The 12798-nt window shown below is 37.5% G+C and carries 13 protein-coding genes and 2 tRNA genes; 8 read left to right on the top strand and 7 right to left on the bottom strand.

Features of this window, described 5'->3' with window-relative positions:
• Positions 1-5: 5 nt before the first annotated feature.
• From EL165_RS16170 to EL165_RS16160, 3 genes are all read left to right on the top strand, one after another.
• Positions 6-80 (top strand) — tRNA-Val (locus EL165_RS16170).
• Positions 81-113: 33 nt separating this feature from the next.
• Positions 114-188, top strand: a tRNA-Val gene (locus EL165_RS16165).
• Between the two features lie 111 nt (positions 189-299).
• Positions 300-1421: a hypothetical protein gene (locus EL165_RS16160; RefSeq protein WP_002982111.1), complete on the top strand. Its 1122-nt coding sequence runs from the start codon at positions 300-302 to the stop codon at positions 1419-1421.
• On the opposite strand, the gene EL165_RS16155 is transcribed toward EL165_RS16160, so the two are convergent.
• From EL165_RS16155 to EL165_RS16140, 4 genes are read right to left on the bottom strand one after another with little or no spacing between them, the layout of a single operon-like run.
• On the bottom strand, positions 1411-2334 hold the full coding sequence (locus tag EL165_RS16155) for a glycosyltransferase family 9 protein (RefSeq protein WP_050791172.1): 924 nt from the start codon (positions 2332-2334) through the stop codon (positions 1411-1413). The genes EL165_RS16160 and EL165_RS16155 overlap by 11 nt on opposite strands.
• 50 nt (positions 2335-2384) lie before the next feature.
• Positions 2385-2804 carry a SufE family protein gene (locus tag EL165_RS16150; protein ID WP_002982105.1) on the bottom strand — a complete coding sequence of 140 codons (420 nt, stop codon included), beginning with the start codon at positions 2802-2804 and terminating at the stop codon, positions 2385-2387.
• 43 nt (positions 2805-2847) lie between these two features.
• Positions 2848-3945, bottom strand: coding sequence for a glycosyltransferase (locus EL165_RS16145; protein ID WP_002982103.1), 1098 nt, complete (start codon positions 3943-3945; stop codon positions 2848-2850).
• Positions 3942-4169 carry a hypothetical protein gene (locus tag EL165_RS16140; protein ID WP_002982102.1) on the bottom strand — a complete coding sequence of 76 codons (228 nt, stop codon included), beginning with the start codon at positions 4167-4169 and terminating at the stop codon, positions 3942-3944. The genes EL165_RS16145 and EL165_RS16140 overlap by 4 nt, the downstream gene beginning before the upstream one ends.
• Before the next feature lie 150 nt (positions 4170-4319).
• Here EL165_RS16140 and EL165_RS16135 point away from each other — a divergent pair, with 150 nt between their 5' ends.
• A complete protein-coding gene (locus EL165_RS16135) occupies positions 4320-6857 on the top strand; it encodes an ATP-dependent Clp protease ATP-binding subunit (RefSeq protein ID WP_002982101.1) in 2538 nt (845 codons plus the stop codon).
• Between the two features lie 145 nt (positions 6858-7002).
• On the opposite strand, the gene EL165_RS16130 is transcribed toward EL165_RS16135, so the two are convergent.
• Positions 7003-7530 carry a hypothetical protein gene (locus tag EL165_RS16130; protein WP_002982100.1) on the bottom strand — a complete coding sequence of 176 codons (528 nt, stop codon included), beginning with the start codon at positions 7528-7530 and terminating at the stop codon, positions 7003-7005.
• 190 nt (positions 7531-7720) lie between these two features.
• Between EL165_RS16130 and mnmA the strand changes: the two genes are divergently transcribed.
• Both mnmA and EL165_RS16120 read left to right on the top strand, forming a co-directional pair.
• Positions 7721-8908, top strand: coding sequence for a tRNA 2-thiouridine(34) synthase MnmA (mnmA, locus tag EL165_RS16125; protein ID WP_002982099.1), 1188 nt, complete (start codon positions 7721-7723; stop codon positions 8906-8908).
• A gap of 138 nt (positions 8909-9046) precedes the next feature.
• Positions 9047-9253 (top strand): hypothetical protein, encoded by a 207-nt coding sequence (locus tag EL165_RS16120; protein ID WP_002982097.1) that lies wholly within the window; start codon positions 9047-9049, stop codon positions 9251-9253.
• 59 nt (positions 9254-9312) lie between these two features.
• On the opposite strand, the gene EL165_RS16115 is transcribed toward EL165_RS16120, so the two are convergent.
• Together EL165_RS16115 and EL165_RS16110 are read right to left on the bottom strand one after the other, a co-directional pair.
• Positions 9313-9663, bottom strand: coding sequence for a hypothetical protein (locus EL165_RS16115; RefSeq protein WP_050791161.1), 351 nt, complete (start codon positions 9661-9663; stop codon positions 9313-9315).
• 11 nt (positions 9664-9674) lie between these two features.
• Positions 9675-10397, bottom strand: coding sequence for a glycine-rich domain-containing protein (locus tag EL165_RS16110; protein WP_002982091.1), 723 nt, complete (start codon positions 10395-10397; stop codon positions 9675-9677).
• Between the two features lie 113 nt (positions 10398-10510).
• Here EL165_RS16110 and EL165_RS16105 point away from each other — a divergent pair, with 113 nt between their 5' ends.
• Positions 10511-11407 carry a hypothetical protein gene (locus tag EL165_RS16105; RefSeq protein ID WP_002982090.1) on the top strand — a complete coding sequence of 299 codons (897 nt, stop codon included), beginning with the start codon at positions 10511-10513 and terminating at the stop codon, positions 11405-11407.
• Positions 11408-11562: 155 nt separating this feature from the next.
• Positions 11563-12789, top strand: a complete 1227-nt coding sequence (locus EL165_RS16100) for a DUF6051 family protein (RefSeq protein WP_002982089.1) — start codon at positions 11563-11565, stop codon at positions 12787-12789.
• Positions 12790-12798 lie beyond the last annotated feature (9 nt).

Genomic DNA, 12798 nt, shown 5'->3' with positions numbered 1-12798 from the left:
CTAGAGGGTTCTTAGCTCAGTTGGTTCAGAGCATCTGGTTTACACCCAGAGGGTCGGGGGTTCGAATCCCTCAGGACCCACAGAAAAGGAAACGAAACCTTTCAAAAAAATTCGGGTTCTTAGCTCAGTTGGTTCAGAGCATCTGGTTTACACCCAGAGGGTCGGGGGTTCGAATCCCTCAGGACCCACAAAAAATCTCTCAGATTTCTGGGAGATTTTTTTATTTTTAACCTGATTAAACCTTCCTTTCTACTTTTCCTGATATTTATTTACCTTTGTCTGCATCGGATTAATTAAACGTGAAGGAACTCCATATTATATCATTCAATTATCCCTACCCTCCTTCTTATGGTGGAATCATTGATGTATATTATAAAATCAAGGCTTTATCTGATCTGGGAATAAAAATCCATTTGCACTGTTTTACAGACCAGGTTCCTTCAATAATTGATACAGAAATTAAAGATATTACGGAAAATGTATTTTTTTACCGGAAGAAAAAGAATCCTTTGCTTTATTTCTCGCCAGTTCCTTTTGCTGCAGCCATAAGAAACTCTGATATCCTTCTTAAAAATTTAGAAAAGAATAAAGCACCGATCTTGTTCGAAGGCTTGCAGACAACAGATATTATAAGGTTTTTGAGAAATAATGACCAGAAGCTCTATCTCCGCTATCATAACAATGAATCTGAGTATTATAAAGGCCTCTCATTATCTGAAAAAAACATTTTTAAAAAGATCATTTATAAAATTGAATCTTTAAAGTATTCCGGATATCAGAAAAAACTTTTAAAGCAATTTGAAACCGTATTCTGCCTTTCGGAGAAAGAATATCAGGAAGTAAAAACCTGTTCGGAGAATGCGCAGCTTGTTCACATTTTTCACGGTAATACATCAGTAAAGGTATTGGATACAAAAGGAAAGTATTTTCTTTTTCACGGTGATCTTACCACCGCTGATAACAAAAGAGCATTGAATGAGACCATTGACTTATTTAAAACGCTGCCTCAATATAAACTGATTATAGCCTCAGATCGTGCAACTGAAGATATCAAAAGAAAAATTTCGGCAGTTGGGAATATCACGCTCACTCCTATCCAAACGACAGAGAATCTCCACCAGCTTCTGGAAAATGCTCATGCCAACATTCTGATTTCTTACCAGAACTCAGGAACCAAAGTAAAGCTTTTCAATACACTTTACAACAGTCGTTTTATCATTATCTCTGAAAATATTACAGATGATCCTGTTTTAAAGAGTTTATGCTTTTTTGGATCCGATATGAAGGAAATCCGCCAGCAGATTATCACCTCAGCAGAAAAAGAGTATCATGATACCGAAAATAGAAAGAAAACATTAGAAAGAACCCACTCTGATATAGCTAAAGCCGAAGCGATGGTGAAGATTATTTTTAAAAATTAACCCTATCCACGACCTTCTGGATATTAAACTCTTCAAGACAAGCCCAATCTCCCCTGTAACATTCCTTATCTCCAAATACAGAACATGGCCTGCAGCTAAGATCTTTCACCTGAACAACATCTTCTTCACTCTGCCCGAACCCTAAAAATCCGGCATAAGGATGAGTGGCTCCCCAGATAGAAACACATCTCGTTCCTACAAGACTCGCAAGATGCATATTCGCGGAATCCATAGAAATCATAAGCTCAAGCTGAGAAATCTGATGAAGTTCTTCAGTAAGATTTAATTTTCCGGAGAGGTTTTTGGTATTTGGGATCTCACTTTCCCATCTTTCAAGAGTTTCTGTTTCTTTTTTACCACCTCCAAAGAAATACACAGTATGTTTTCTGGCGAGAATCCTGGCCAGCTCATATGATTTTTCCAGAGGAAGCATTTTTCCCTTATGCTGGGCAAAAGGAGCAAAACCGATCCCTGATTTATTCATTGAAATAGGTCTGAGCTGATGTGAAAGCTCTACTTTGAATCCCATATCTCGAAAAACATCAGCATAACGTTCCACCGTTTTTTTCAGCTGTACCTTTTCCAGATTCCAGACATCCGTAAGATGCTCTTTCTCTTCCTTACCTTTATCAATTTTGAAGACCTTAAACCCTTTTCTTCTGTATATTCTGTCTAAAACCTTGGTCCGGATTACATCATGGAGGTTAGCAATACAGTCCGGATTAAACTCACGGATCAGTTCATTACTGAGTTTTCTCAATCCAAAAAATCCTTTGTAATCATCCAGATCAATTCCTTTAAAAGTTACATTAGGAATTCCTGCGAACAAAGCCTCAAAATTTTTCCTGGAAACCATAATAATTTCCACATCTGGATTCTGCTCCAGAAATTCTCTGAAAACAGGTACAGTCATTGCCACATCTCCGAATGCGGAAAAACGATATGCTAAAATTCTGGTCACCGTTATGATTTCAGTTGGTAAGCAACTGCATAAAACTTAATCTGCTTCGTCATCGCCATCAGTCCGTTGGCTCTGGAAGGAGAAAGAAATTCCTGTAACCCTATTTCTGCAATAAAATCAAAATCAGAATCCAGGATTTCCTGAGTGGAATGCCCACTGTAAATACTTACTAAAAGCGAGACAATTCCTTTTGGTAAAATACCATCAGAATCTGCATTAAAGAAAAGTTTCCCATCTTTGAATTCGGCATCAATCCAAACTTTGCTCTGACAGCCCTTAATCAGGTTTTCCTCCGTTTTTCTGTCTTCCGGTAAGCCTTTCAGTTCTTTTCCAAGATCAATGATGTACTCATACTTTTGCTCCCAGTCTTCAAGAAAAGCGAATTCGTCGATTATTTCCTGCTGTTTTTCTTTAATGGTCATTTTAAATCAATTTCTTGTGCAAAGATAACCAATTTTGTAAAATTTATTGCCGGGATGCTTTTTCAAAAAGCTGCAGGATTTTTGTCTCTTCATTCTCCCAGCAAAAAACGTCTGCGGCCTTATTCAGCTCACTCTGATAATGTAGTCTTCCTCTCTGAAGGACAAGATTTATCGCTTTTTCAATGGTCTCAGGCTGATGATCAGGAACAATTTCTCCTACATCAAACTGATTTTTTATCCTTTGCATTTCCGGGAAATTAATCATCACAAGCGGCACTCTCGACTGGATATAATCACAAACCTTATTGGGAAGTGAATAATAGTAGCTTACTCCGTTATTCTCTTCGAGGCTAAACCCCACATCAGCAGTTTTGGTTATCTCTCTGAGATTTTCCGGCTTCAGTTTGCCAAGAAAAAATACTTTATCCTGAAGTTTTTCCCTGATGACAAGTTCTTCATAATTTTTCTTTTTCGGACCATCACCCGCTATTTTCAGAACAGCATCTTTAATGTGATGCATCGCCAAAATCATTTTTTCTATTCCTCTGGATTGATTAATCGCTCCCTGGTACAAAATAATTTTAGGATGATTTTCAGAAATTTCAGGAGCAGAAAGAATTTTTCTCGGAATATTTCTTACCACTACCGGATTGACATTATATTGTTCATGAAACCATTCAGCATAGCTTTCACTTTCTGTCATCATAAGATTCATGTGAGGAACCAGCTTTCTTTCAAGCACTCTCCAGAATTTCTGCGAAAACCGGTTCTGAACCGATGGCATTTCCGTGAAAATTTCATGACTGTCAAAGACCAAAGGAATATTCATTTTTCTGGAAATGAGATAATTTGGCAGAAGTGCATCAATGTCATTGGCATGAAGAATAGTATCTTTGTCCGCTTTTTTCTTCAGTTCTTTATATAATTTCCAGTTGAATTCAAAATAAGCAGTCTTCAGACTTTTGGATTTCAGAGCAATCCTTGAAAATGGATATGGACGCTCCATTTTTTCATTCCCTTGCCAGTCATTCCCGATAAGATCTATGGAATATCCGTTATCAAAAAGGGTTTTGCACACCTTTTCGATCCTCTGATCCGTATACAGGTTACTAAAGGCCGAAGTAATTATTTTTTTCCTCATGAACTCTTCTTACCTAGTATTAAATGATAGATCTGTATGAAGCAGATTAATCCGTTTGGAATGATAACCGGCCAGAGCGGTCCGCTGAAGAAGCCATAAATGACAAAACAAATGCAGCCAATCATATTGACAATTCTGATTTTTCTTACATCTTTCAGTATGAAACTCAATACGATAAAAAGAGAAGCAGAATAGCCGATGTAAGTCGTAAGTTCAGGATTCATGGGGAAAATTTAAGGATACAAACTTAATCATTTTCAATAAGATAATAAATTTTTTTCTGCCATAAAGTCATTAATTGATTTTTGGTAAAATATTTGTAATTTAGATAATGAATAAAAGGTAATGTTGCCTTTGTTCTAATGAGATATATTATGGATTATAAGTTTTCACAAGGTTTGAGCCAGGTGTTCAAACAAAGCAAAAGCGAAGCTAAAAGGCTGAAAAGTGAATTTCTTAATACAGAACATCTACTTTTAGGTATTATAAAAACGGAAAACTCTGCAAAAGAAATCCTTCAAAACCTTAATGCGGATTTAACACAAATCAGAAGAAAAATTGAAACTTTAAATACAGCAAGTCTTAATCCTATTTCTGAAGAGGTTACCAATATTTCTTTCACCAAGATGGCAGATCATGCCATTAAACGTGCAGAGTTAGAATGCCGTCAATATAAAAGCAATGAAATTAATACCGTTCACCTGCTTTTAGGTATTCTTTATAAATATGAGGATCCTACTTCAAATATTCTGGGAGCTTATGACATCGACTATGAGGGAGTTTCAAGAGAGTACCAGACTATGCTTAAAAATTCAGGCCAATCTCCACAGATGAGCGCTTACGATGATGATGATGAGAGAGAAGAATTTGAGCAAATGAGAAAGCCTACAGGAAATCTAGGTTCTGCAAAAAGTAAAACACCTACATTGGATAACTTTGGTAGAGACCTTACTTCTTTGGCAAGAGACGGAAAGCTGGACCCAGTGATCGGGCGTGAGAAAGAAATTGAGAGAGTTTCTCAGATCTTATCCCGCAGAAAGAAAAACAACCCTCTTCTTATCGGAGAGCCGGGAGTTGGTAAATCTGCTATCGCTGAAGGGTTGGCATTAAGAATTCAACAGAAAAAAGTGTCCAGAGTTCTTTACGGAAAACGTGTGATCACTTTGGATCTGGCAAGTTTGGTTGCCGGAACTAAATACCGTGGTCAGTTTGAGGAAAGAATGAAGGCGATTATGACGGAACTGGAAAAAAACAGAGATGTCATCTTATTTATTGATGAGCTTCACACCATTGTGGGAGCTGGAAGTTCTACCGGAAGTTTAGATGCTTCCAATATGTTCAAGCCAGCTTTGGCAAGAGGTGAAATTCAATGCATCGGGGCAACCACTCTGGATGAATACCGTCAGTATATTGAAAAAGACGGAGCTCTGGAAAGAAGATTCCAGAAAGTAATGGTGGAACCTACTTCCATTGATGAAACCATTCAGATTCTGAACCAGATCAAAGATAAGTATGAAGAGCATCATAATGTAATTTATACTCCGGAAGCCATTGCAGCCTGTGTCAATCTGACATCGAGATATATTACGGACCGTTTCTTACCGGATAAAGCGATTGATGCGATGGACGAAGCAGGATCCCGTGTTTATATCAAAAACATGAAAGTTCCTACTGAAATCATTGATTTTGAAAAGAAAATCGAAGAGATCAAAGAACTGAAACAGAAAGCAGTAAAAGCTCAGGATTACCTGGAAGCAAGAAAGCTGAAAGATGAAGAAGAACGTCTTCAGATGGAACTGAATTCTGCTCAGGAAAAATGGGACAAAGATGTAAAAGAGAAAAAAGAAACCGTAACGGAAGAAAATGTAGCAGAAGTGGTTTCTATGATGAGTGGAGTTCCTGTAACCAAAGTTGGTAAGAACGAGCTTGACAAATTAGCACAGATGGATGATAAACTGAACGGTAAAGTAATCGGTCAGGAAGACGCTGTGAAAAAGGTTGTAAAAGCAATCCAGAGAAACAGAGCCGGGCTTAAAGATCCGAACCGTCCTATTGGTACCTTTATTTTCCTTGGTACAACCGGGGTTGGTAAGACCGAGCTGGCTAAAGTAATGGCAAGAGAGTTATTTGATTCTGACGAAGCCTTGATCAGAATTGACATGAGTGAATACATGGAAAAATTCGCGGTGTCAAGACTGGTAGGTGCTCCTCCGGGATATGTAGGATACGAAGAAGGCGGCCAGTTAACCGAGGCTGTCAGAAGAAAACCTTATGCTGTAGTTCTTTTGGATGAGATTGAAAAAGCTCACCCGGATGTATTCAATATCCTGTTACAGATTCTTGATGAAGGTCACGTTACAGATAGTTTAGGAAGAAAAATCGATTTCAGAAATACGATTATCATCCTTACATCCAATATCGGAACCAGAGATCTTAAAGATTTCGGAGATGGTGTAGGATTCGGAACATCTGCTAAAAAGTCAACTTCAGATACAAGAGCGAGAAGCACCATTGAAAATGCCCTTAAAAAGGCGTTTGCTCCTGAGTTCTTAAACAGAATTGATGATATCATTATCTTCAACTCTCTTGTACAGGATGACATCAAGAAAATCATTGATATTGAACTGAACAAATTGTACGGCAGACTTGAAAAATTAGGATATAAAGTAGAGCTTACAAACGAAGCGAAAGACTTTATTTCTGAAAAAGGATGGGATAAGGATTTCGGTGCAAGACCATTGAAACGTGCGATCCAGAAATACATTGAAGACTTATTGGCAGAAATGCTGGTAAACAAGCAATTATCTGAAGGAGAAACCGTAGTTCTTGACCTTAACGAGGCTAAAGACGGACTGATTGGAAAGACGCAGAAAGCAAAGAAATCAGCCGCTGAGAAATCTTCTCAGTCTTAATGAAAAATAAATAATTTAATTCAATAGAAAAGCATCGGGAATATTTTCCGATGCTTTTTGTTTTTATCAATTTTGGCTAAAGCCAATGGTATTTTGAATATTGTACTGAACGGGCTAAAGCCCGTCCCTATTGATACATCAGGTATTAAAGCCCCACCACAAAACCGATAGTCGGAACCAGGCCACTTGAAAACACACTGGAATTTTGCTTCCAGAGTACATTATACATTAATCCCAGCTGCATAAAAGAATTATTTCCGATCCGCTGCATATATCCTCCTCCCAGATACAATGCATTTTCTTCCGTGTTATATTTGTAGTCGTAATATTTGTCCTTATAATCAATGAAATAATGTTGATAGTTGGCTCCTAGATAAAATGATCTCGCAAAATAATAATTGACAAAAGGACCTACCCCGAACATTGTTGATTTATAGTAATCGGAAGTCTGCCAGGAAACGGTTCCCACTACTCCTCCTTCCAGATCATCAGTGAGCCTGTAACCCACTCTGGGTGAGGCAGAAAGGTTAAAAGCACTGTTACTTCCAAATCCTACCCCGATGCCTCCTCCGAAGGTCCATTTACTGTTTTCCTGTACCGGTGCACCTACAGAAACCTGGGAAAATACTGATCCTGATCCTATCAGCATCACAGAAATAATAAACTTTTTCATATTTAGATATATATTTGTTTGATGATATTTTATTCATCCGGCATACATTATAAGCCGGTTAGATAATAATTCTGATTACTATCGTTTTTATCAATGTTTAAAATTATGGTTTTTTTACGACTTTATTAGTTGTATTTTTGCCGCATCAAACTAAGAACTCCCGTTAAGAGTTTCGTAAAATTGAAATACAATGAAAATAGTAGTAGGCCTCTCCGGAGGCGTAGATTCTAGTGTTACAGCTTATTTGCTGCAGCAGCAGGGCCATGAAGTAGTGGCTTTATTCATGAGAAACTGGAACGATGCTTCCGTAACATTAGAAGATGAATGTCCCTGGATTGAGGACAGTAATGATGCCCTTATGGTGGCACAAAAGCTTGGAATTCCTTTCCAGGTGATAGACATGAGTGAACTTTACAAAGAACGTATCGTTGATTATATGTTTGCCGAGTACGAAAAAGGCAGAACTCCCAACCCTGATGTATTGTGTAACAGAGAAGTAAAATTCGATGTTTTTATGAAGACCGCAATGTCTTTGGGTGCAGATAAGGTTGCAACAGGACATTACGCAAGGGTAACGTCCACTTTTGATGAAAACGGTAAAGAAATTTTTCATCTTCTTGCAGGGAAAGACAATAATAAGGATCAGTCTTATTTCCTTTGCCAGCTGAGCCAGGATCAGCTTTCAAAAGCGCTCTTCCCTATCGGAGAGCTTACAAAGCCGCAGGTAAGAGAAATTGCGAAAGAAATCGGGCTGGTAACAGCAGATAAAAAAGATTCTCAGGGATTATGCTTTATTGGAAAAGTAAGTCTTCCACAGTTTTTGCAGCAGCAATTGAAACCTAATGAAGGCGAAATTGTAGAAATTTTCAAAGATTCTCCTCTTTTTTCAGAAGAAAAACCTGAATTTTCCTCTAAAGAAGAAGAGCTGGAATATTTATCCAGAAAAATCAATTATAAAAAATCCGACGGAAAAGTTATCGGAAAACATCAGGGAGCCCAGTTTTTCACGATCGGACAAAGCAAGGGGCTTGGCATAGGCGGACACAAAGAAAGCTGTTTTATCATCTCCAGAGACATGGAAAACAATATCCTTTTCGTAGGAGAAGGAAGCCATTTCCCGGGTCTCCATAAAAAAGCATTGAAAATTGATAATTCAGAGCTGCACTGGGTACGTGAGGATATGAAACTTCAGAATGGAGAATCTATGGAAGTAATGGCCAGATTCCGCTACAGACAGCCTTTGCAGAAAGCAACTTTATATCAGTTTGAAAATGCCTTTTACATTGAGTTTGATGAGCTACAGTCTGCTATTGCTGAAGGTCAGTTTGCATCATGGTATATTGATGAAGAGCTCATCGGCAGCGGGGTGATCTCTTAAGGTTTTTTGAATTTCGGGGCGCAAGTTCCTTAATGAAGAGGTTTTAAGTATTTTAAAAGAAAATGATTTTTAAAATTTTTCTGTAACGTTTTTTAAGTTATCGTACTTACTCAGTAAATAACAATAAAAAATACTACTATGAAAACATCTTCAAAAAATCAGTATGCTTATGCAAACAATATCCTGATTACTCTTGTATCTGCAGTTTTTGGTTATAATCTTTATCAGGCCATTGTACATCCGGAAAAATCAAGTATCACGCTGGCCTTAATGCTGGTAATTCTGACTTCCGTTATGGTCCGGAAATATGGACACCAACCGACCAATGAAAAGAAAGGTATTTAATATCAACCCTACATAATAAAGCCCGGAACATTAGTTTCGGGTTTGTTTTTTATAAATTTTTATTTAATCTTTTTATTAAAATGAATTGACATAAAAACCAATGTAACAATGCATTCTGCTATTAAAATCATAACCAGAAATCCAACAGGTTTTTCCAATACAACTCCTCTTATCAGCTTTATGATTCCCAATAAAAAAATAAAGCCGTTAAAATAAAATGTCACTTCTGAAATCTTTTCTCTAAAAGAATTGAGTATAAAAGTCGAGGTATAGAAACCAAGAATCAGTAAAATGTAGAACTTAAGGAAATCGGGTCCTTTAAGCGCGACAGGATTAAATGTCTGATAGGTTGTCCAAAGCCATATGAGGCTGATCGCAACAGAAACTGAGTGTATGATGATCTTTTTCATAATCATTAGTTTTATCCGCCACAACCACCACAACCGCCGCAGCCTCCTCCACAGCCACCACCACAGCTTGATCCGCCGCAGCTTCCTCCATCATTATCTGCTTTCTTTTTTCCATCGGGGTCTGATGCTTCATGATCTCCGATGACAGATACAACCACTCCCAAAATGAAAATAACTGCAAATACAACTCCTGTTATGAGTAAGCCTGTAAATCCATTGCCTTCAGTGCATGAGAACAGCATCAATAAAATGAAAGCCGGAGCAAAGGAAGTAATCTTTTTTATCCAGGACTTCACATTAGATTTCTTCTCCGGCATTTTCCAGATTTCTTCGGGAGCTTCCTGCTGAAATACTTTCCTGTAGGCTGCCAAAGTATCTTCAAACCAGTTTTTATGTTTTTCTCTTTCTGCAATTCCTCCGTTGGATGGGTGATGATGAAGTGGTTTTTTCAGAATATTCCGGCAAAATTCTTCCCAATAGTTCCGGGTATAGATCAGATGCATATGCCATACCTTATCTACAATTTTACTGGGAGAAGCCCCGTTGGGAAGAATACAACAGAGGTAAACAAACTTTTTATATTCTTCTATCGCCTTTCTTACAAAATCAGGGCTCCAGTTTTCCTCTTTTGCCAGCTTTTTTGAGAAAGGAAAATCAACGCCGGGAGCATCCAGAGAAAACTCCTGTATCCGTTTCCAAAGAGATTCGTCTTTTACTATCACTTTTGTTTCCATTGTTTTACTATTTGTTTTCTATTCAAATATCAATGGATTACACAATATAAAAGTCTTTCATAAATCTTTTTTGGTTTGATAAAAATCTTAAATTAGTCTTATAAAATTAACCGATGAAAAAGGAAGATATTCTGCATCTCGAAAAGCTTATGAATTTCCTAAGCCGGCAGTTTTTAAAGAAAAACAATTGGGAAGATGTTACCAAAACTGAATGGTCTTATATAAGTGCTGAGCTGAACGATCTGATTGTAAGTGATCATTCTGAAAAGAAGATAAAAAAAGAACCTGATCTTCTGGGAACAAATTATCTGTATGAGCATCTGATTATCAATAAGCTGAAAAAATTCAGACAGAATGAAAATGCTGTTCTGAGCAGACCAAATCTTGCCAAACTCAGCCTTATCGTCAAAGTGCTGGGTTATTCTAATTATATAGATTTCATTAATTCCAATACGGAATCATTCAATTTTAATGACCTGAGAATTGAAATGAACAATGTCAATCTGAATATAGCACTATTAGACCGTTTGGTGGGCTGCTGGTATTCTTATAACCGAAATCTGCCTGATAATCCTTTGATGGCGAAAGAAGACCGTATATGGCGTTCTGCGATGGAAATTTATAAGTCGGAAACTACGGGAGAATATTTTATTGAGAGAAGCGGCGGTGATCACCATAAATATTTTGGAAAAGTGACCGCCTACTCAGATTATGTTTTCATCATCATGAACAGCAATACCTTTATCCGCCAGAGGCATTTTATTTCAAGGATAAAAGATATTAAAGAGAAACTTAAGAACCCGGACTATAAACTCCACGAAATCCACTTTATAAGTACTTGTATAAGCTTCAACCAGGAGCCGATTGCATTGTTTGAAATTTTCAGAAAAGCAGACAGAAAAAATTTTATTTCCGACTCTATCAGTTTTCCGATTGACAGTGATGAGATTCCGGAATCTATTGTAAAACAACTTGAAGATACAGAATCCAACAGGATTGATTACAGATAGTTAAGACATACAGATCTACAAAATGGTGCTACATGTTGGCTTACATTATATTCTCTTATGCCTGGAATACATTTAATCATTCAAAACCAACAGATTGCTGCAATAATTCTTTAACTTGATAGTTCATAAATTATGAACCCCTCAATGGCACCGTTATGGAATATTGTGAATTGTATGAAGTATTGAAGAGTCATTTTGATTCAGGAAAAAGCACAATTGAAATAAAGGAGCTGAATGTAACCATTGAATCAGTTCCTTTTGAGTCTAAAGTTTCTGACCTTCTGTACGGTTCGGAACATCAGCATTGCAATAAACATCAGCAGTCTCTGGAAATCAATGAAAAAGGATATCTTCTTTATCATCATCCTACAGTAGACATCAAAGATTTTGAGATTGAATGCAACAAACGGTTTGAATATTACATTCTGAAGAGCGCAGATATTGAAAAAGCTGATGGATGCATTTTTTTCTTTCATGGCCTGAATGAGAAGAAATGGGACAAGTATCTTCCGTGGGCTTATGAACTGGCTCAAAGGACGAAAAAAGCCATTATACTTTTCCCTATCGCTTTTCATATGAACCGTGCAGAGCCTATCTGGAGCGATCGCCATCACATGATGGAAGTAGTACGTTTCAGGAAGAAAAAGTATCCTGAAAATATGAATTATTCTTATGTAAATGCTGCCATAAGTTCCCGTCTGGAGGCTCATCCTCAAAGGATGTTCTGGTCCGGCCTTCAAACCTATTCTGATATTACCGAAGTGGTAAAAGATATCAAAAACGGCCACTTAAAAAGTATTTCCCAGGATGCAAAATTAGATTTATTCGGGTATTCTATAGGATCTTTCCTTTCCATGATCATCAAAATGGCTGATCCTGATCATTACTTTTCCGAATCGAAAGTTTTCTGCTTTTGCGGTGGAATGACGATCGACCGGATGTTTCCCATATCCAAATACATTATGGATACCCAAGCAACCGTCAAAATGCAGTCTGTTTTTACGGAGCTTCTAAGCTCGGATTTTAAATCAGATTCCCGGCTTAAACATTATCAGACCGAAGCATTACATCCACAGGAAAGCTGGTTTAAAAAGATGCTCCGTTATAATTATTTTCAGAAAGAAAGGGAAGAAAGAATTCAGGAAATCCAGACACAAATCAAAGCTTATGTACTGGAGAAAGATAGTGTTGCTCCTCCAATGGAAGCCCTAAATACGCTGCAGGGAGGTTACAGGAATATCAATGTTGATATTGAAATCAAAGATTTTCCGTACGAATATTCCCATATGGTTCCTTTTCCTCTTAGCTATAAGCACAAGAAGGAAGTTACAGATGCCTTTCACCATTTTATAAAATCTGCCAGCGATTTCTATGGCAGTTGATCATTCTCC

It is taken from the genome of Chryseobacterium gleum (genome assembly GCF_900636535.1).
Lineage (GTDB): Bacteria > Bacteroidota > Bacteroidia > Flavobacteriales > Weeksellaceae > Chryseobacterium > Chryseobacterium gleum.
This window is presented reverse-complemented; position numbering and strand designations above follow the sequence as displayed.